Genomic DNA, 19,134 nt, shown 5'->3' with positions numbered 1-19,134 from the left:
CAGTTTCGCATGAGCTACACGGCGTTCAATTTCGACCAGAACCAGATCGACCTCGACGGCAAGACGGTCCTCGTGACCGGCGGCACCGGATCCTTCGGCAAAGAGTTCATTCGCACCGCACTCGCCAATGCCGAGATGCGCCGCTGCATCGTCTTTTCCCGGGACGAGCAGAAGCATTACGACATGGCACAGGAGTTCCCGCCGCTTCCTGGCCGGCCTATCCGCTATTTCATCGGCGATGTGCGCGACGTGGATCGGCTCGAATTGGCCATGCGCGGTGTCGACTACGTGGTCCACGCGGCGGCGATGAAGCATGTGCCGGCGGCCGAGTACAACCCTTTCGAATGCGTGCAGACCAATATCCACGGTGCCGAGAACATCGTGAAGGCAGCGCTGCGAACGGGCGTGAAGAAGGTCATTGCGCTCTCGACCGACAAGGCCGCCAATCCGATCAATCTCTATGGTGCGACCAAACTCGCGTCGGACAAGATCTTCGTAGCCGCAAACAATATCGCCGGCCACGACGGTTGCCGCTTTTCCGTGGTCCGCTATGGCAATGTGATCGGCTCGAGGGGGAGCGTCATCCCGTTCTTCCGCAAGTTGCTCAACGATGGGGCGGCGGATCTGCCGATTACCGACGAGCGCATGACCCGGTTCTGGATCACGTTGCAGCAGGGAGTGGATTTCGTGCTTTCCAGCATGCAGATGATGAGGGGCCGGGAAATCTTCGTGCCGAAGATCCCGAGCATGAAGATCGTCGATGTGGCGAAGACCATGGCGCCGGATCTGCCGCTTCGCAATGTCGGCATCCGTCCGGGGGAGAAGCTTCACGAGGTGATGATCTCGGAGGACGATTCCCGGACCACGGTGGAACTCGAAGACCGTTACGTCATCCTGCCGGCGAACAGCGAAGAGGCGATGAAAGACTATCTCGACGCCGGCGCGAGGTTGGTCATGCCGGATTTCCGCTATGCGAGCGATACCAACACAGCGTGGCTGAGCGGCGAGGGTCTCACGAAGATGATGGAAACCCTCTGACCGCTCGGCTTTCTTTGAACCCGCTTACTTGGTGACCAACTCGGGGCCCATGACCGCATTCGGCAGCACCGTGGAGATCCAGGGCACGTAGGTGATCACGATCAGAAAGGCGAACAGCACCGCCAGAAATGGCAGGGCCGCCTTCACCACCGACATCATCGGCATGCCCGCGACGCCCGAGGTCACGAACAGGTTCAGGCCGACCGGTGGCGTGATCATGCCGATTTCCATATTCACCACCATGATGATACCGAGATGTATCGGGTCGATGCCCAATTCCATGGCGATCGGGAAGACCAGCGGCGCGACGATGACCAGCAGACCCGACGGCTCCATGAACTGGCCACCGATCAACAGGATGACGTTCACCGCGACCAGGAACATGACCGGCCCGAACCCGAAGGCGAGCATCGCCTCGGTGATTTTCTGCGGGATCTGTTCGTCGGTCAGAACGTGCTTCAGGATCAGCGCGTTGGCGATCACGAAGAGCAGCGTGACCGTCAGCTTGCCGGCCTCGAACAGGGTCTTGCGCGTATCTGGGTGATAGAACGCGGTCAGCAGCGCGCTCGGACGGCGATAGAGCGGGACATTCGCCGCATCTCCATCGGTCGTCAGCGGCCCCATGTCGCGATAGACGAAAGTGGCGATGATCCAGGCATAGACCGCGGCCACGGCGGCAGCCTCTGTCGGTGTGAAGATGCCGCCATAGATACCGCCCATGATGATGACGATGAGCAGCAGGCCCCAAGACGCTTCCTTCGCGCTCTCGTAGATCTCGCGCCAGCCAGCCCATTCGCCCTTCGGCAGGTTCTTCCATCTGGCCATGATATAGATCGCTGCCATCAGCGAGAGCCCAGCCAGCAGACCCGGAAGCACCCCCGCGAGGAACATGCGTCCGACCGACACCTCGACAGCGGCGGCATAGACCACCATGACGATGGAGGGCGGAATCAGGATGCCGAGCGTACCGGCATTGCAGATCACGCCGGCCGCGAATTCCTTCGTGTAACCGACCTGGCGCATGCCCGCGATCACGATGGTGCCGATGGCGACCACGGTAGCTGGCGAGGAGCCCGAGAGGGCCGCGAACATCATGCAGGCGAAGACGCCGGCAATGGCGAGGCCGCCGGGAAAATGCCCGACGCAGGCGATCGAGAAACGAATGATCCGTCGTGCCACTCCGCCGGTCGACATGAAGGAGGAGGCGAGGATGAAGAACGGAATCGCGAGCAGCGTGTAGTGGCCTTCGAAAGCGCTGAACAGGGTCTGCGCGATTGAGGCCAGCGAGGAATCTGAAAAGGCCAGCAAAAACAGGATCGAAGACAGGCCGAGCGCGACCGCGATCGGGACTCCGATAAGCAACAGGGCGATAATGGCGAGGAAAAGCAGGGCGACTTCCATCGGTCAGCGATCCTTCAGCTTTTCGGCGGCCTCTTCGACCGCGTCCTCGACCTCGTGGCTGGCGATCAGCCCGTTCATCCGGTCGCGCCAGATGGCGACCCCGGCCGTGACGAAGCGGATCAGCAGAAGACCGGTCGCGAGGGGGAGAATGAAATAGGGAATGAGGCGGGGGATCTTCTCGTAGCGCTCGCCTTCGTTGAACACGTCCTGCATCCAGTCCAGCGGGCGGATGCCGAAGAGTTCAGGCATTGGCGTGTCCTCGGTTTCGTACCAGCCCTTTTCGCGGAATTTCTCTTCGAATCCGAGGGGAAACCAGCGGCCGTCGGTAGCCGGAAGGTTCGCGAAGTTGGCCCAGTAGTCCCAGGCCCCCTTGAACAGCAGGAAGGCGTAGAAAACACAGAATGTGACGGCGATCAGCGCGACGATGCGGCGCGGGGCGGGCGCCAAGGCGTTCGTCAGCACGTCCACACCGAGATGTGAGCGGGTCTTTACGGCATAGGCGGCGCCGAGCAGGACGAGCCAGCCAAAGAGGAAAACCGTGACCTCGAGCGCCCAGAGAATGCCGCTGTCGAAGACATAGCGTGCAATCACGTTGGCGAAGGTAACCAGGGTCATGACGCCGAGGATCGCCGCGGTCGCGAATTCCTCGATGCGGTCAGAGAGTGGTTTCTTGAGCATAACCGGACAGCTCCGAAAAACGCGCGGTGCGGGGGTAACCGCACCGCGCGACAAGGCGTATGGCCTCGTTTAGGGAACCGGTGCCTTAGTTGGTCAGGCTGTTCGCGGCCTGGGCGGCGGCGATGTTGTCGGCGCCGACGTCCTTCTCGAACTTGGCCCAGACCGGCTTCATCACTTCAACCCAGGCGGCGCGCTGATCCGCCGTCAGGGTGCGGACGGTGCCGCCGGCCTTGATCACGGACTGCTTGGCAGCTTCGTTGACGGTCGTGGATTCCTGGTTCCGGGTGGCGGTCACCTCGGCGACGATCTGCAGGAACTGCTCCCGCACCTCCGGCTTCAGACTGTCGAGCCAGTCGACGGAAGTGACGAGCAGGTAATCGATGATGCCGTGATTGGTCTCGGTGATGCCGTCCTGCACCTCGAAGAACTTCTTGCCGAAGATGTTGGACCAGGTGTTTTCCTGACCGTCGACGACGCCCTGTTGCAGCGCGCCGTACACTTCGGAGAATGCCATCTTCTGCGGGGTGCCACCGATGGCTTCCATCTGCGCAACGAGAACTTCGGAGGACTGGACGCGGAACTTCAGGCCCTCGGCGTCCGACGGGAGGAGAAGCGGCTTGTTGGCCGACATCTGCTTCATCCCGTTATGCCAGTAGGCGAGACCCTGCAGACCGCGGCGCTGCATGCTGTCGAGCATCTTCTGGCCGGCTTCGGAGGCCTGGTAAGCCTCGACCGCATTGATGTCGTTGAACATGAACGGCAGGTCGAAGATGCGGAACTGCTTGGTGAACTTCTCGAACTTGGAAAGGGACGGCGCCGCGAGCTGGACATCGCCCTGGAGCATCGCTTCCAGGACCTTGTTGTCATTGTAGAGCGTGGAATTCGGGAAGACCTCCATGCAGGCCTTGCCGTTCATCTCGCTGTTGACCCGCTCGGCAAGCAGGGAGGCGGCGATCCCCTTCGGGTGCTTGTCGGTGTTGGTGACGTGGCTGAACTTGATGACCACTTCGCCGTCATCGCAATTGGCGTAGGCAGCGCCGGGCGCAATGAGGGCGGCGGCCGCCAGGGCGGCGGCGACGAACTTCTTCATAATTTCCTCCCAAAGACACATGCGGTTAGATCCGCGATGGCACTAGCAGAGTTTTCCAGAGAAAACTCGGCAATCGCGAAGTCGGAAAATATTTTTTTCCCGTAAAATCAAGAAACTAAATTGCGGGAAGGTGGTGCGATTGCGCGTTTGTCCGAAAATTCGGGCAAATTTGCTTGTGGAACCGGCATGCTTCTACGTAGGTAGGCGCATGTCTTTGCCATGATCGGAAAACATGTCCCGCAGCAAGGCGACTGCCGCTTTCATTCTCGTGATCTACGCGCTTGCCGCCGCTTCGGCCGGCTGGTCGGTCTATCGCTATTCCTATCTCGGGAATCTGGAGCAGCTCGAGGAAACCGGGCGCATCCGGCTCCAGCAGGCGAGTGACCGTCTGATGGGGCAGCTCGCGAGTTATACCTACCTGATCAATCTGCTCGCGGATCATCCCGCAGTGGTGGACGGAGTGCTCGGCGGCGGCGATCTGCCAGAAACCGGCGAACTGCTTGAACAATCGGTGCTGACTTACGGTGCGGACGGGATTGTCGTGTCCGATGCCGAGGGGCATGTATTGGCGGCCTTCGCGCCGGACAGAGAGCCGTCGCCGGTCAGTCCAAGGCTCTTGCGGGCGGCGCTTAACGGGCGGCTCGGCCTCGAAAGCGTCATCGATGGACAGCGCCGCCTTTTCCGCCTGAGCCGTGGCGTGATTGACGACAGGGCGCCGGCGATCGGCGCGGTCTTCGTCACCATCGACGTGGCCTCGCTCGAATTCGAGTGGGAGGTCGATCCGGAAGCGATCTGCTTCTTCGACCGAACGCAGACGGTGTTCGCCTCGACACGGCAATCCCTGCTGATGCGGCAGGACCGTGGACATGATGTCGCGGAATCCGACCTGCGGACGTTCCCGGAGCACGGGCTGCGCCGGGAGGGCGGATTCGAGATCTGGACGTTTGCCGGTGCCACGGAGTTGCCTGAGCGGGCGCTCGTGGTCTCGCGTGCCGTTCCGCAACTCGACTTGACGGCTCGCGGATTCCTGGATACCGCCCCGGCCCACATGTCGGCATTGCTCCGTGGCCTGCTCACGGCTGCCGTGCTCGGGGTCATCGGTCTCGCCGGGCTCATCACGGCACTCTGGCGCCGCCGCATGGCGGACCGGCTGGCGATCGAGGCGGCGGCAAATGCAAGGCTGGAGGAGCGGGTGGAACAACGCACATCCGAACTCCGGGTCGCGCAGGACCAGCTGGTTCAGGCGTCGAAACTCTCCGCCCTCGGGGAAATGTCGGCCGGAATCAGCCACGAGCTCAACCAGCCGCTGGCGACGATCATGAATTTCGCCGAAAACGGCCTGAAATTTCTGAAGCGCGACCGTCCCGAGGAGGCGGCGGAGAATCTTGGCGAGATTGCGCGGCAGGTGGAGCGGATGGACCGTATCATCCGCAATCTGCGGAGCTTTGCGCGCAATGAAGCGGAGATCGTGGAGCCGGTGGATCTGACGGCAGCCGTCGAGCATGCGCTTGACCTGACCCGTCCGTCGCTGGAGAAAAGCGGGATCGCGATTTCTTGGACGGCGCCGGCGTCTCCCGTTTGGGTCCTTGGCGGCGAGATCCGATTGCAGCAGGTCATGGTCAATATCCTCTCGAATGCGCAGGACGCGCTCTCCGAAGCGGAGCGAAAATGCATAGCCGTCGAGATGGAGACCGTCGGCAACGACGCCGTTCTCAGGATTTCCGATACCGGTCCCGGCATTCCCGACCCCTCCCGCGTGTTCGAGCCTTTTTACACGACGAAGGAGCTTGGAGCTTCCAAGGGGCTTGGTCTCGGTCTTTCGATCTCCTACGGGCTGGTCGGCAATTTCGGTGGTGAACTGTCCTGTGAGAATCGCGACGAGGGTGGTGCGGTCTTCACCATCCGTCTTCCCCTGACGGACAGGACGATGCAATGAGCGGACAGGTTCTTCTGATCGAGGATGACGATGCGCTGCGCGCCTCGCTTGCGCAGACGCTGGAACTGGCGGACATGAGCGTCATCTCCACCATCGGGTATGTGCAGGCAAAGCGCAGCATCCGGGCGAATTTTCCCGGCGTGATCCTCTCCGACATACGGATGCCGCATCAGGACGGGTTCGATGTTCTGACCGCCGCGCAGAATGCGGATCCGGACCTGCCGGTCATTCTTCTGACCGGCCACAGCGACGTCCCCACGGCGATGCGCGCGATGAAGGAAGGGGCCTACGAATATCTCGAGAAACCGGTCGGAACCGAACGTCTGGTCGACGTCGTCGGCCGCGCCGTCGCGCATCGGCAACTCGTCCTCAAGTCGAGGCGTATCGAACGCGCGTTGGAGCAAAGCGATGCAGCGGCCCGGAGCTTTCCGGGCTCCGGGCCGGTTTCCAGCGCGCTCCGGACAGCCTTGCGCCGTGTCGCGGCGGCAAGTTCCCACGTGCATCTCTACGGGCCCAAAGGAACCGGACGCAAGGAGGCGGCCTTCGCCATCAATGCCCTCTCTCCGGAGCCGCGCATCTTCCGGACGCTGAACCTGGTCACGGCGTCGGAGGATGCCGTCGGGCGCCTCGACGGAACAGGTGGCGCGGGCTGGGATCTGTCGCTGAAGAATGTGGAACACGCGTCTCCGCGCCAGATCGAGGATCTCCAGTCTTTGCTGGGTTCTGACCCGTCGCTGCGTCTGGTGTCTTCGTCGGTCTTGCCCTTGTCGCAGCTGGATCGGCTTGGGCTCGGGGATGACGGAAGCACGGTGGTCGAGATCCGTTTCCCGACGCTGGAGGAGCGGCGGGACGACTTGCCGGAGATTTTCGAGAACCTCCTGCGTCTGGCAATCCGCGGCCTCGACACGGACATGCCGGATATCCCGACTTCGGTGCTTTCAGATCTGATGACCAGGACATGGCCCGGCAACCTGCCGGAACTGCGGGAATTCGCCATGACCTATGCGCTCGGTTCACGGGTGCAGAATGACGGCGCCGGTCAGAGGACGCTCGCAGAGCAGATCGATGCTTTCGAGAAGATGGTCTTGACCGAAACGCTGAAAAAGACCGGCGGCAAGGCGGCTGCGGCGGCCCGGATGCTCGGTTTGCCGCGCAATACCTTCTATGATCACCTGGCGAAATTCGGACTTTCGCCGAAGGATTTCCGTTCCCGTTAGACCTGCACCGCCGATGGTCTCACCGTCGTCATCCCGGCTTGCGCCGGGATGACGATAGTTGCAAGCGGACGGTGCGGCTAGCCGAGTTCCCAACCGGTGGCGGCGGCGACATCCGTTTTCGAGACGCCGATGATAGTGACGCTGCCGCCGTCGGCGAAGGTGACGGTGGTGCTGCCGCTGTTCTCCGTCGCCGAGCTGACGGCGAGGCCGGCTTCGAGAGCCAGCGTATCGGTGCCGGCGGCGAAGTCGGCGACGGTTTCGTTGCCGCCGTCGAATTCGAAGACGAAGATGTCCGCGCCGTCTCCGCCGACCAGCGTGTCATCGCCCTTGTTACCGGCCAGCAAGTCGTTCCCGGCATTTCCGGAGAGCACATCGTTCCCCTGGCCGCCATAGACCGTGTCGTCGCCGAGATTGCCGAACAGGCTGTCGTTTCCGGAGTTGCCATAGACAATGTCGTTGTCCTGGCCGCCATAGACCATGTCGTCGTTCTCGCCGCCGGAAATCGTGTCGTCGCCCTTGTTGCCGTAGACGAAATCGTTGTCGTTGTCGCCTCTGACATTGTCGTTGTTCTGGCCGCCGAACAGCGTGTCCATCCCGCCGCCGCCGAAGACGGAATCTTCTCCCTGGTTGCCGTAGACGAGGTCCTCGCCCCAACCGGAGCCGACGGTGTCGTTGCCGCCGCCGCCGGCCAGAGTGTCGTCCTCGGTACCAAGCGAGATGAACTGCACGGACTCGTCACCGACGACATAGTTCTGACCGGAGCCGCCGGTCACAGTTGCATTGCCGACGATGGCCGCGAACTCGATGTTGTCCAGCATCAACGTCGATCCAGCCGGTAGGGAGGTCGTGTCGATCACAAACGCCTCGCTGCCGCCGGACGATTGTCCTGTCAGCTCGATGGTCTGCGCAGATTGGTCGGAGGCCGAGAAAGTGATGGACCGGATGTCGAGGGTCACGCCGGTCGACTTCGCGAGGAAACTCTGGCCATGACCGTTCAGGAAGCTTTGGGATGATACCTCAGGCTCTCTCGCCACGATCTCGCCGGTCAGCGTGGTTCCGGCGGTAGCCGAGTTCTGCGCCGCCGCGGTTCCGGAGTTCGTGAGCGAAACCCCCGAGGGCAATGTCACGGTCACGATATTTCCATTACCCGTATTCGCGACCAGGGCTCCCGTCGCCGTCCCGCCGGATGTATTGGCCAGCGTTCGACCCGTTTCCGTTCCCGCGACATCGTTTTCCGTCTGGTCGACGATGGAAAGACCGCTGCCGGAGTCGCCTGAAGAGTTCCCGCCCGACGATCCGCTGCTGGCGGAGCTGAAGGTCAGCTCGGTGGTCGTACCATTGAGCGTCGCATTGATCGTGAGCGCGCCTGGGCTGCCGCCGATATTGAGCGTCCCCGAGCCGAGATTGATGGTGCTGCCGAGCGTGGTGCCGTTCAGCGCGGTCAGGTCCGTGCTGGTGATCTGGATCATGTCGCCGGCTTCGAGGTCGCTGATCGTGTCGTCGTTGAAGTTGGAGACGGTACCGGCAAAAGTGTCGTCGCCGGCGCCGCCGAACAGTGTGTCGGACTGATTGCCTCCGCGGATGTAGTCGTTTCCGTCCCCGCCGTAGAGAACATCGGAATCGCTGAAGCCGGATATGGTGTCGTTGCCGGCGCCGCCATACAGCGTGTCGTCGTTGGAGCCGCCCGAGATGGTGTCTGTTCCGGCGCCGCCATAGACGACATCATTACCCTTGCCGCCCCACATCCAGTCATTGCCGGCATCGCCGAACAGCAGATCGGTGCCGGAACTGCCGACCACGGTGTCGTTGCCGGTGCCGCCGTAGAGGGTATCGTTCCCGTCAGCGCCGGACATGCCGTCGTTGCCTGCATCGCCGAAGATCAGGTCGTTGCCGGTCTGGCCGTAACCGAAGTCGTTGCCGGCACCGCCATACAGCGTATCCTCGCCGCCGCCCGCATAAAGCGTGTCGTTGTCGTCGTTGCCGTAGATTAGATCGTTTCCGTCGAGGGCGCTGATGGTGTCGTTGCCGCCAAGTCCGGAAATCGTGTCGGCCGTGGCCGAGCCGGTAATGGTTTCGGCATTCGCCGTGCCCGTGACGGTCGCGAGGTGATGCGGATAGACCGCGATGGCGTTCGCCGCGAACGGGAGTAGCGCGGTATCGAGGCCATCGAGCGTCCAGCGGATTTCTCCGTCCGGAGCGCGGCCGACGAAATCGCGGCTGGCGTGAACCGGAACACCGAGTGCGGCCTGCAGGCGTCCGGTCATGCTTTCGCCGGCGGCTTCGGCGCCGGTGTGGCAGCCATGAAGGGCGACGAGCGAGAGCGGGACCGTGCGCAGTGCGGCCGCGATGTGGTCGACGCTCTCGGCATCGAGATGCAGATCGTCGATGCCGATCTCGCCCGGCGCGCCGTGGCCGACGAGATGGAGGGCGGCGAGCTGCCCTGTCTCAAGCCGGATCGTCGTCAACGCGCAGCGGATACGTTCCAGTGTCGCGTCGTTGCCGTCGCGCAGCACGCGCACATTGGCCGGCAGTTCGCGCAGCAGGATCGCCCGGTCTGCGACGTCGGACGCCACAACCAGGAGCGCCGGTGCCACTGATCTGCACTGGTCGAAGTCGGCGGACTGGAACTGGGTGAGAGTGGGGCCAGAGTAACCCATTTTAGCTTCCTTGCAGGTTTCCGATCGCGCGGGGCGCGGAATCGGGACGAGTCTTCCCGTCCGGAAAGGGCCGGTTCGACACGTCTATTTCGTCGGTATTGCCTCAGGCGACGGCATCGCCGGGGCGTCTGGAGGGAGAAACTATAGGCCAAATATTAAAAAATAATTACCCCTAAAGTTATGATTTTCTTGGCCTTTAGGTAGAATTATTGAGAAAATAAACTCCCGGTAAAGAAATTTGGATGTCCGGCAAATTCGAAATGGAATGTCATCTGCTCGACGCCGGCGGCTCCTTGTCCTTCTTTGTCCAGCCGATGAGCCAGATGGCCGGGAATATCCACAGGAAGCCGGCAAGCGGGTAAAAGACGAGCTCCGCGAGCCAATGGTCGGGTAGGAAACGGTTCGCGATCGTCACCGCAGCCGCGATATACGCGAACAAACCTGAAACAATCATTAACCCGCCGAGCCCCGTGCGCCAACGCATGGCTGTCTCCCGAAATCTGCAACAGGTGCGGATAGGCGGCATCCGGTGTTACTGTCAACCATTGCCGGAGCGTTAAAATGATATGAAGTCACCGAATAAGAGATGGCAATCATTCTAGAACCGGCGCCTGTGTCGCGGAGAAGCGAGACCGGCACCGTGGGAGCATCCTAAGGCGTGCTGCAAATTGGAACCCCGACCTTTGGAAAGCTCCCTTCAATGACTGTGCTCGGCCACCCGATCGTCGCACTTATGATCTCCGTCGCGTTTCTGTGGAGCGCGAACGGGCTGTTTCACAGCCTGATTGGCCTGCGTATGAGCCAGGAGGGCTTCGATACCACCGTCGCGGGCTTGGTCGCGTCGTCCTACTTTGTCGGACAGCTCCTGGGGGCGGCGATCTGCGGGCGTATCATCGAGAGCGTCGGTCATGTCCGCTCATTCGCCGCGTTCGCGTCGGTGATTTCGGCCTGCGCGGTCGCGCATGCGATATTCGTCGATCCGTTTTTCTGGGGCGGCCTGCGGTTCGCGACCGGAATCTGCATCGCCGGCGCCCTGATGGTCGCGGAAAGCTGGCTGAATGGCGCGGTGACGAACGCCAATCGCGGGCGCATGCTCTCCATCTATATCGTCGTGATGTATTTCGGCATGGCGGCGGGGCAGCAAATCCTGAACGTTTCCCCGCCGACCAGCTTCGTTCTCTACAGTCTTGCCTCGATCCTGTTTTCTCTCGCGCTGGTGCCGCTTGCGCTTGCTTCCAGGGCCACGGCGGGAGAACTGACCCCGTCGCGGCTCAGCCTCAGGGAATTGTTCCGGATTTCTCCGCTCGGGATTATCTGCGCATTTGCCAGTGGAGCGCTCGGGGCCGCGATCATGGGCCTCGGCCCGATCTTCGGCAACCAGGTCGGCCTGCCGATTTCCGACATTGCGACGATGATGTCGGTTTCCATGTTCGGCGGGCTGCTGTTGCAGTATCCGATTGGCAAGCTCTCCGACTATTTCGATCGCCGGACTGTGATCACGGTGGCCCTTTTCGCTGTCGCCGCCGTGTCTTTCGCGATTGCGGTGTCCTTCGATGGGGGCTGGTGGACGTTCCTCGGCCTGATGGTCGTTTATGGCGGGCTCAATTTTGCCCTCTATCCGCTCGCGATCAGCCATGTGAACGACCATGTCGAGGCCAGCGACCTGGTGCCGGCCTCCGCCGGGATCCTGATCGCCGCGAGCCTCGGATCCTCAATCGGTCCGGTCGCTGGAGCTTTTCTCATGGATCAGGCCGGTCCGGGCGGTCTGTTTCATTTCAGCGCCCTGATCGGCGGAGCGGTCGGGATCTTCGCCGTTTACCGCATGATGCGCCGTGCGGCGCCGACGATGGAAGAGCAGGGGCCATACGTTGCCTACGCGCGCACCTCGGCGCTGGCAGCCGAACTCGATCCGCGCGGAGAGTTCATCGAGGAGGTCGAGCCGAACGTCATGGACGAGACCCTGCCGAAGGATTTCTCCTACGAAGAGGTTATCGAGTCCGCGGTCGAGGGCGAGGCCGAGGAATGGGTTCAGGCGAATTCTTCGCCGTAATAAAGCGTCGCCACGTGCTTTGCCTCGGCGAAGAAGAGCCAGCGTTCAATCACAACACCGATGCTGCCCGAGAGGGCGGCGATGAGGGCGAGGCCGCCGGCGATCGCGCCGGTGCCGGGAACGGACATAAGGACGGCCAGTACCGCAACGGGGATCAGGAAACCGAACAACGCCGAGAACTGGCGGAGGCGGGCAGCGTGTTTGCGCCCGATCCGATACCCCATCTCGCGCATGACATAGGTCTCTGACGTGGTCGGCCCTTCGAGCAGGCGAACCTTCCCAAGTGCGCCGAGCCCGGTCGCGGTGCCGGAGGTCGCCGTCGCGCTTGCGCTATCGGTTGAGACCCAGTAGCGCCATTTGATTGCGGCGGAGAGCAGCACGGCGGTGACGACGGGTAAGGCAGCGGCGCGGAGTTCCTCGCCGGACAGCGCGATGAGCGGAAGCATCCAGAGGCCGCCGGTGGCAAGCGCCATTGTGAGGTAGCCTGGGACGGTAAATCCGGAGTGCCAGCGCGGGATTGTCTTGAGACTGCGGTAGATCATGGCCGTGCAATAGACCGTGAGCAGCGCCAGGACGGCGGCAACAAGGCCGGCAATGGCCCAAGCTCCGTCGTTGCGGCCGAGAAGGAGCCAGCCGATCGCAAAAATGCCTGCCGGGATGTAGGTGAGGATTGCCATCACGCCTTCGCGGGACAGCCAGGAACTGCGCCACTGGCTGAGCGCGCGCCAGGCCCGTTCCGGGTGTCCGAGATGGAAAGTCGAACTCAGGAGGCCGGCCGTGACCAGGATGAGGGAGAGCGGCAGGCCGATCCAGCCGATCACGGGATCGGCGTTGCCGGTGAGCGCGGCATGGAGCGCTAGCCAGATCAGGAGACCGTAGCCGGCGCCCGAGGCCGTGGTGAAGAAGATGACGGAAAGCGCTGGATGCATGGCGGGGCCTCAGCGGGAGAGCATCTGGTCGAGCCAGCCGAGCAGGCCCGTGGCGCCGGCGGTCGATTCAGTCGAAGGTACCTTGTCCGCCAGGTCGGCGAGACGTTCGGGCGCGCCGATATCGGCGGCTTCGGTGCGGCGGGGGCGCGGCGGCAGGTAGCGGTTGACCGGCTTGTAGTCCATCTCCGGCATCAGCTCGTAGCCGCCGCGTTCCGCCACGAGTTTCGAAACGTCCGAACCCGGATCGCCGAGATCGCCGTAATGGCGTGCGCCGGCCGGGCAGGTCGAGACGCAGGCCGGGACGCGGTCCTGCTCTTCCAGGTTTTCGTTATAGATCTTGTCGACGCAGAGCGTGCATTTCTTCATCACGCCTTCTGTCTTGTCGTATTCCCGCGCGCCGTAGGGGCAGGCCCAGGAACAGAGCTTGCAGCCGATGCAGAGATCGGCATTGACCAGCACGATGCCGTCTTCGGCGCGTTTATAGGAGGCCCCGGTCGGGCAGACTGTGACGCAGTCCGGCGTCTCGCAATGCAGACAGGAGCGCGGGAAATGGACGGTGCGCGCCTCCTCCCCCTCGCCGGCCTCGAAGGTGTGGATACGGTTGAACCAGACGCCCCAGGCGCCCTCGTCGCCGTCTTCTTCTTCATCCGCGCTGTAGGCATTCCAGTCGGTCAGCGGTGCGGAATGGCCGCCGGTGTTCCATTCCTTGCAGTTCACCGCGCAGGCATGGCAGCCGACGCAGATATCGAGATCGATGACGAGGCCGAGTTTCCTGCCCGTCGTCGCGGTCGGGAGCGAGGTCATCGGTCGCGCCTCCCGCGGAACTGCAGCGGTCCTTTCGGGCGTGCGACGCTGGAGGGGTTGCCGAGTTCTGGGAACTGCGGCTCGGAAACCGCGCCGGGCTGATCGGGTTCGACTTTCTCGATCCGGATGCGCAGGTCGTACCAGGCCGCCTGTCCGGTCACCGGATCGGCATTGGCGTAGCGGTAGCCGTCGCCGCGCGCCGGCAGCAATTCCGAGATCACGTGGTTCAGCAGGAACCCCTTGGTCGCTTCCGGCGCGTCCTTGCCGAGATTCCAGGCACCGCGCCGCTTGCCGATCGCGTTCCAGGTCCAGACGGTGTCCGGATTGACGCCTTCCATCAGCTTCACGGGCACCTTGATCTCGCCGTGATGAGAGGTGACCCGCACCCAGTCCCCATCGGCGATACCGAGTTGCTCGGCGCGCTCACGGTTGATGAAGAGCGGGTTCTTGCCGTGCAGCTGGCGCAGCCAGGCATTCTGCGAGCCCCAGGAATGATACATCGCCGCCGGCCGCTGGGTGATCGCGTGCATCGGGAAGCCGGCCGTGTCGATCTCGCTTTCCTCGAACGGCTGATACCAGATCGGCAGCGGATCGAAGGTATGCTTCAGCCGTTCGCGGTCCTTTTCCGGTGGTTGTAGATCCCCATGCCCTTCGGCCGCCAGCCGGAAGCGCTGCAGCGGTTCGACATAGAGCTGGAGGACGACCTGGTTCGGCGCGCCGATGAAGCCGAGCTTCGTCGCGGTCTCCAGATAGGTCTTGTTGGAATGCTTGTAGTACCGCTCCTCGGGCGTGAACTCGTGGCGCCAGAAACACTCGTTCTCGATATAGCGCTGGAGCTGGTCCGGGTTCGGTGCGCCTTTGCCGCCTTCGCTTCCGTCCGCACCCCGCCAACCGGCCAGCGGGCCGACGCCGGGCGCGCGCTCGTGATTGGCGATGTAGTCGGGATAGCCGCCCGGATATTTCGCCGACCCGTCCTCGTTCGTCAGCCCCGGCAGGCCGAGGCGGACACCGAGCTCGATCAGCACTTCCTGGAACGGCCGTACGTCCCGGTCCGGCCGGACCACGGGCTGGCGGATCGAATCCGCCGCACCGTCGGCGTCGCAGATCGGCCGGTCGAGCAGCGAGATGCAGTCCCAGCGCTCGAGATAGGTCGTGTCGGGCAGGACGAGATCGGCATAGGCGACCATCTCGGAGGCATAGGCGTCGGAATAGATGATCCTGGGGATCCTGTATTCGCCGGTCGCCGGATCCTTGTCCGTCAGCTTCTCCATGGTGCCCTTGGAATTCATCGTCGAGTTCCAGGACATGTTGGCCATGTACATGAAGAGGGTGTCGATCGGGTAGGGGTCCCCGGCCCAGGCATTGTGGATGACCATGTGCATCATGCCGTGCACGGCCATCGGCGCTTCCCAGGAGAACGCCTTGTCTATCCGCGCCGGGCTGCCGTCCTCATGGACCAGCAGGTCTTCCGGACCCATCGGGAAGCCGAGCGGCGGGCCGGCCATCGGCGTGTTCGGCTTCACCGCGTCTGGCCGGCCGACGGGCTTCAGCGGCGGCGGGCAGGGGCGCGGGAAGGGCGGCTTGTAGCGGAAGCCGCCGGGGCAATCGATGCTCCCAAGAAGCATCTGCAGGACATGCAGCGCACGGCAGGTGTGGAAGCCGTTGGAATGGGCGGATATTCCGCGCATCGCATGCATCGCGACCGGGCGGCCGGTCATCTTCTCGTGCCGCCGCCCGGCCCAGTCGGTCCAGGGCACGTCGAGCGTGATCTCCTGCTCGAACGCGGCATGCGCCAACTCGGCGGCGAGGCGCCTGATGGTCTCCGCCTTGAGGCCGCATTCCGTCGCCACGGCGTCGGGCGCGTAGGCGGGATCAATGTAGCGTTCGGCCAGAAGCTTGAAGGACGGCACCGCCTTGCGCCCGTCCGGCAGCATGTGCTCGCCCGAGAGATCCGGCGCGATGTCGGCTTCGAGCGCGGAGACGATGGTCCCGCTCTTCCTGTCGAAGGCGAGGGGATTGCCCTCTGCATCGCGGGCGAAGAGACCGTGCTCCGCACCCTCCGGATCCTGGACCACCAGCCACGGCGCGTTCGTGTAGCGGATGAGATAGTCGAGATCGACCTTGCCGGCGCGCAGCAGCTCGTGGATCAGCGAGAGGATCAGCAGGCCGTCTGTTCCGGGCCGGATCCCGACCCATTCGTCCGCGATCGCGGAATATCCGGTCTTCACCGGGTTAACCGAGACAAACTTGGCGCCCCGGGTCTTCAGGTGGCCGAGGCCGATCTTGATCGGGTTGGAATCGTGATCCTCGGCGACACCGAACATCATGAAATACTTCGTGTGCTCCCAATCCGGCTCGCCGAATTCCCAGAAAGAGCCGCCAATGGAATAGAGCCCGGCGGCCGCCATGTTCACCGAACAGAACCCGCCATGCGCGGCGTGGTTCGGGGTGCCGAACTGGCTCGCCCACCAGCCGGTGAGGGATTGCGACTGGTCGCGCCCGGTGAAGAAGGCGAGCTTGCGGGGATCGCTCTTGCGGATGTCGCCGAGCCAGCCTGCGGCGGTCGCAAGCGCCTCGTCCCATTCGATCTCTCGGAACTCGCCGCTGCCGCGCTCCCCGACCCGCATCAGCGGCTTGGTCAGCCGGGCGGGCGAATAGTGCTGCATGATCCCGGCGGAGCCCTTGGCGCAGAGCACGCCCTTGTTCACCGGGTGGTTCCGGTTGCCCTCGATATATCGAACGGTGCCGTCGCGCAGATGCACCTTGATGCCGCAGCGGCAGGCGCACATGTAGCAGGTCGTGAACTTCGTCTCGTCCGAGACCGGGGGCGACGTCTCGACAGTCTCAACAACCGTTTCAAACGGGTTGATGCTCATTATCTCTCCGGAGCGGGAAGGCGCGATCGGCCATTCGGATTCTTTTCGTTAGGCGGAAGCTTAGCAGGACCGGTTCGGGAAAGTCAGGATCGAAACAAGCTTTTTTCTTCGATCCGGAATGCGTGGACGATTCATCTTCGGAAACGCGTCAGGTGACTGCGTCGATCTGCTCGTCGGTGAGGTTTCCGGGCACGATCGTGATCGGCACCCGCATCCGCGCCGCTCCCTTGCCGGCCATGTAGGAGACCAGCGGTCCCGGGCTTTCGCCCTGGGTGTTTGCACCGAGCACGAGAACGGAAATGCTCGGCTCCTCGTCGATGAGTTTGAGCAGTTCGTCCCGCGTCGAGCCTTCGCGGACATAGATAATCGGAATCTGGCCGGAAATCTCGACGACCTTCTCCGAGAGATCGCCGAGCAGGGCCTCCGCGTCTTCGCGGGCTTCCTCGCGCATGATCTCGCCGACGCCCATCCAGTGCTGGAACTCCTGCGGTTCGATTGACCGAAAGAGAGCCACGTGACCGCCGCTGTGGCGGGCCCGGCGGCAGGCGAAGCGGAGGGCGATCATCATCTCGTCGCTGTCATCGACAACAACGAGGAAGACCCTTGGCTTCGATCCATCCGTCAACTGGCTCATGCGTGTCCTGTCCGATCTGCCGCGACTGGGATCAAACTTTACGGAAAACCGCCGCGGCAAGCCAGCCCGCGACGACGGCGATGACGATCGCCGCCAGACCGTATATTGCCGAACGCGTATGGGCGAAGGTGTAGACCTCCGCCCCGATCCCGACTTTTTCGACCACGAGCGGCGTCGTCTGGGCATGAACGACGCGGCCGTCGCGGATCAGGTAGACCACCGCAGTATAGATGCCGGTGGCGAGAGTGGCCGGGAAATGCACCTGGGTACGGAAGAGCTTCGATGCGATCACGGTGATGTCGCCGGGGGTCTGTGCGTAGAGGCCCTGGGCTCGCTTGCGGCGGATCAGGGCGTTGCGGAATTCGGCAACTTCCTCGCGGGCGCCGGTTTCCCCCTCGACGGTCTTCAGACGCAGATTGTCCGCCCCGATCTCCTGTCGTGCGAGGACTTCCGGCGGTGCGATTTCCTCGAGCGGGCGGTTTGACGCAACCGCATAGAAATTCGGCGCGCCGGTGAATTGCATGCTTCGGGTATTCATCCAGATCCCGGCGACCCGGTCCTTGCGGCGGACCGTTACGGTTTCCTTCGGTCCCGTCACGGTAACGACGATATCGCCGGTATCGTCGACCGACCCGAACAGCAACAAATCGGCGCCAGTGAACCCGGTGGTGATGTCGACCCGATGGCTTGAGAGGTCGGCGATCAGGTCCTGAGCCCGCGCGCTGCCGGACCAGATCAATACGAGCGCGGCGATGGCGAAAGCGGCGAGGCGGGCTTGGTCCGTGAGCGGCATCCGGTCAGCCTCCGCTCGCGAGGACGATCGAATAGACGTCGTCCGGAGTGGCAACCAGGTCGAAGGCGAGTTTCAGGCAAACCGATACGACGAGCAATGCCAGCAGTCCGCGCAACTGCTCTCCCTTCAGCCTGACCGCGAGCTGGCTGCCGAACTGGGCGCCGACGACCGCCCCGATCAGCAGCAGGATGGCCAGAACGACGTCGACGGTCTGTGTCGAGATCGCCTGCAGGAAGGTCACGTTGGCGGTGACGAAAATAATCTGCAACAGCGAGGTCCCGACCACCATAGATGTGCGCATGCCGAGCATGTAGATCATTGCCGGAACCATGATGAAGCCGCCGCCGACCCCCATGATCGCCGACAGAATCCCGACGAGGCAGCCGATTCCGAGGGGCAGGAGGGCGCTGATATAGAGCTTGGACTTGCGGAACCGCATCTTCAGCGGCAGGCCGTGCATCCAGTTGTGCTCGTGCAGCTTGCGCCGCCGGGCCCCGCTCTTGCGGACCTGCAGGATGGTGCGCACGCTCTCCAGCAACATCAGCCCGCCGATGATGCCGAGGAACACGACGTAGCAGAGCTTGATCACCAGATCGATCTGGCCGAGCGCTTCCAGCAGCTTGAAGATCAATACGCCCACACTGGAGCCGACAATACCGCCGGCAAGCAGCACGAAACCCATGGTGAAATCTAGATTTCCGCGGCGCCAGTGCGCGATCACCCCGGAGATCGAGCTGGCGACAATCTGATTGGCGCCGGTGCTGACCGCGACAGGCGCCGGCACGCCGATGAAGATCAGCAGCGGTGTCATCAGAAAACCGCCGCCGACACCGAACAGGCCGGACAGAAAGCCGACAGCCCCGCCCATCCCCAGAATGAGGAAGACGTTTACCGACATCTCTGCGATAGGCAGGTAGATGTACATGGGGCCCGCGGGGACGGTAAGGGATGAACCAGACACCGGTCACGTCACAAAGCCGACCGACCGAACGATTCTATCCTTGATAACAGAAAAATATGTGGCAGTGCCA

15 protein-coding genes are annotated in these 19,134 nt (G+C 62.9%); 4 read left to right on the top strand and 11 right to left on the bottom strand.

Annotated elements, in window-relative coordinates; genetic code table 11:
- The first annotated feature begins 9 nt into the window (after positions 1–9).
- Positions 10–1,038, top strand: coding sequence for a UDP-N-acetylglucosamine 4,6-dehydratase (inverting) (pseB, locus tag ACOOE1_RS07365; RefSeq protein ID WP_420405691.1), 1,029 nt, complete (start codon positions 10–12; stop codon positions 1,036–1,038).
- Between the two features lie 24 nt (positions 1,039–1,062).
- Here the strand turns inward: pseB and ACOOE1_RS07360 are convergent, their stop codons facing one another.
- The 3 genes from ACOOE1_RS07360 to ACOOE1_RS07350 form a co-directional block, all read right to left on the bottom strand.
- On the bottom strand, positions 1,063–2,439 hold the full coding sequence (locus tag ACOOE1_RS07360; protein WP_420405690.1) for a TRAP transporter large permease: 1,377 nt from the start codon (positions 2,437–2,439) through the stop codon (positions 1,063–1,065).
- Between the two features lie 3 nt (positions 2,440–2,442).
- Positions 2,443–3,117 (bottom strand): TRAP transporter small permease, encoded by a 675-nt coding sequence (locus ACOOE1_RS07355; protein WP_420405689.1) that lies wholly within the window; start codon positions 3,115–3,117, stop codon positions 2,443–2,445.
- Positions 3,118–3,202: 85 nt separating this feature from the next.
- Positions 3,203–4,207 (bottom strand): DctP family TRAP transporter solute-binding subunit, encoded by a 1,005-nt coding sequence (locus ACOOE1_RS07350; protein ID WP_420405688.1) that lies wholly within the window; start codon positions 4,205–4,207, stop codon positions 3,203–3,205.
- Positions 4,208–4,439: 232 nt separating this feature from the next.
- On the opposite strand from ACOOE1_RS07350, the gene ACOOE1_RS07345 reads away from it, so the two are divergent.
- Positions 4,440–6,143: a sensor histidine kinase gene (locus ACOOE1_RS07345; RefSeq protein WP_420405687.1), complete on the top strand. Its 1,704-nt coding sequence runs from the start codon at positions 4,440–4,442 to the stop codon at positions 6,141–6,143.
- A complete protein-coding gene (locus tag ACOOE1_RS07340) occupies positions 6,140–7,360 on the top strand; it encodes a sigma-54-dependent transcriptional regulator (protein ID WP_420405686.1) in 1,221 nt (406 codons plus the stop codon). Before ACOOE1_RS07345 ends, ACOOE1_RS07340 begins: the two co-directional genes overlap by 4 nt.
- Positions 7,361–7,437: 77 nt before the next feature.
- On the opposite strand, the gene ACOOE1_RS07335 is transcribed toward ACOOE1_RS07340, so the two are convergent.
- Both ACOOE1_RS07335 and ACOOE1_RS07330 read right to left on the bottom strand, forming a co-directional pair.
- Positions 7,438–10,017, bottom strand: coding sequence for a DUF4347 domain-containing protein (locus tag ACOOE1_RS07335; RefSeq protein ID WP_420405685.1), 2,580 nt, complete (start codon positions 10,015–10,017; stop codon positions 7,438–7,440).
- 268 nt (positions 10,018–10,285) lie between these two features.
- Positions 10,286–10,501, bottom strand: coding sequence for a DUF2842 domain-containing protein (locus tag ACOOE1_RS07330; protein WP_420405684.1), 216 nt, complete (start codon positions 10,499–10,501; stop codon positions 10,286–10,288).
- Between the two features lie 216 nt (positions 10,502–10,717).
- Here ACOOE1_RS07330 and ACOOE1_RS07325 point away from each other — a divergent pair, with 216 nt between their 5' ends.
- Positions 10,718–12,067, top strand: coding sequence for an MFS transporter (locus ACOOE1_RS07325; RefSeq protein ID WP_420405683.1), 1,350 nt, complete (start codon positions 10,718–10,720; stop codon positions 12,065–12,067).
- On the opposite strand, the gene ACOOE1_RS07320 is transcribed toward ACOOE1_RS07325, so the two are convergent.
- The 6 genes from ACOOE1_RS07320 to ACOOE1_RS07295 form a co-directional block, all read right to left on the bottom strand.
- Positions 12,046–12,996 carry a dimethyl sulfoxide reductase anchor subunit family protein gene (locus tag ACOOE1_RS07320; RefSeq protein WP_420405682.1) on the bottom strand — a complete coding sequence of 317 codons (951 nt, stop codon included), beginning with the start codon at positions 12,994–12,996 and terminating at the stop codon, positions 12,046–12,048. The genes ACOOE1_RS07325 and ACOOE1_RS07320 overlap by 22 nt on opposite strands.
- 9 nt (positions 12,997–13,005) lie before the next feature.
- Positions 13,006–13,800 carry a 4Fe-4S dicluster domain-containing protein gene (locus tag ACOOE1_RS07315; protein ID WP_420405681.1) on the bottom strand — a complete coding sequence of 265 codons (795 nt, stop codon included), beginning with the start codon at positions 13,798–13,800 and terminating at the stop codon, positions 13,006–13,008.
- Positions 13,797–16,676, bottom strand: a complete 2,880-nt coding sequence (locus ACOOE1_RS07310; protein WP_420405680.1) for a molybdopterin oxidoreductase family protein — start codon at positions 16,674–16,676, stop codon at positions 13,797–13,799. Before ACOOE1_RS07310 ends, ACOOE1_RS07315 begins: the two co-directional genes overlap by 4 nt.
- A gap of 148 nt (positions 16,677–16,824) precedes the next feature.
- On the bottom strand, positions 16,825–17,310 hold the full coding sequence (locus ACOOE1_RS07305; RefSeq protein WP_420405679.1) for a universal stress protein: 486 nt from the start codon (positions 17,308–17,310) through the stop codon (positions 16,825–16,827).
- Between the two features lie 31 nt (positions 17,311–17,341).
- The gene (locus ACOOE1_RS07300; RefSeq protein ID WP_420405678.1) at positions 17,342–18,103 is read right to left on the bottom strand and encodes a TIGR02186 family protein; all 762 of its coding nucleotides are present in this window, start codon (positions 18,101–18,103) and stop codon (positions 17,342–17,344) included.
- 4 nt (positions 18,104–18,107) lie between these two features.
- Complete coding sequence (locus tag ACOOE1_RS07295) at positions 18,108–19,028, bottom strand: sulfite exporter TauE/SafE family protein (protein ID WP_420405677.1); 921 nt, start codon at positions 19,026–19,028, stop codon at positions 18,108–18,110.
- Positions 19,029–19,134: the final 106 nt, after the last annotated feature.

Source organism: Nisaea sp. (assembly GCF_965216895.1).
Taxonomy (GTDB): Bacteria; Pseudomonadota; Alphaproteobacteria; order Thalassobaculales; family Thalassobaculaceae; genus Nisaea.
The sequence above is the reverse complement of the archived record's forward strand: the minus strand, read 5'-3'. Positions and strand labels throughout refer to the sequence as shown.

Bases quoted from the DNA above. Each gene is read 5' to 3' on its own strand.
- pseB (WP_420405691.1), top strand. From the start codon at position 10: ATGAGCTACACGGCGTTCAATTTCGACCAGAACCAGATCGACCTCGAC.
- ACOOE1_RS07360 (WP_420405690.1), bottom strand. From the start codon at position 2,439: ATGGAAGTCGCCCTGCTTTTCCTCGCCATTATCGCCCTGTTGCTTATC.
- ACOOE1_RS07355 (WP_420405689.1), bottom strand. From the start codon at position 3,117: ATGCTCAAGAAACCACTCTCTGACCGCATCGAGGAATTCGCGACCGCG.
- ACOOE1_RS07350 (WP_420405688.1), bottom strand. From the start codon at position 4,207: ATGAAGAAGTTCGTCGCCGCCGCCCTGGCGGCCGCCGCCCTCATTGCG.
- ACOOE1_RS07345 (WP_420405687.1), top strand. From the start codon at position 4,440: ATGTCCCGCAGCAAGGCGACTGCCGCTTTCATTCTCGTGATCTACGCG.
- ACOOE1_RS07340 (WP_420405686.1), top strand. From the start codon at position 6,140: ATGAGCGGACAGGTTCTTCTGATCGAGGATGACGATGCGCTGCGCGCC.
- ACOOE1_RS07335 (WP_420405685.1), bottom strand. From the start codon at position 10,017: ATGGGTTACTCTGGCCCCACTCTCACCCAGTTCCAGTCCGCCGACTTC.
- ACOOE1_RS07330 (WP_420405684.1), bottom strand. From the start codon at position 10,501: ATGCGTTGGCGCACGGGGCTCGGCGGGTTAATGATTGTTTCAGGTTTG.
- ACOOE1_RS07325 (WP_420405683.1), top strand. From the start codon at position 10,718: ATGACTGTGCTCGGCCACCCGATCGTCGCACTTATGATCTCCGTCGCG.
- ACOOE1_RS07320 (WP_420405682.1), bottom strand. From the start codon at position 12,996: ATGCATCCAGCGCTTTCCGTCATCTTCTTCACCACGGCCTCGGGCGCC.
- ACOOE1_RS07315 (WP_420405681.1), bottom strand. From the start codon at position 13,800: ATGACCTCGCTCCCGACCGCGACGACGGGCAGGAAACTCGGCCTCGTC.
- ACOOE1_RS07310 (WP_420405680.1), bottom strand. From the start codon at position 16,676: ATGAGCATCAACCCGTTTGAAACGGTTGTTGAGACTGTCGAGACGTCG.
- ACOOE1_RS07305 (WP_420405679.1), bottom strand. From the start codon at position 17,310: ATGAGCCAGTTGACGGATGGATCGAAGCCAAGGGTCTTCCTCGTTGTT.
- ACOOE1_RS07300 (WP_420405678.1), bottom strand. From the start codon at position 18,103: ATGCCGCTCACGGACCAAGCCCGCCTCGCCGCTTTCGCCATCGCCGCG.
- ACOOE1_RS07295 (WP_420405677.1), bottom strand. From the start codon at position 19,028: ATGTACATCTACCTGCCTATCGCAGAGATGTCGGTAAACGTCTTCCTC.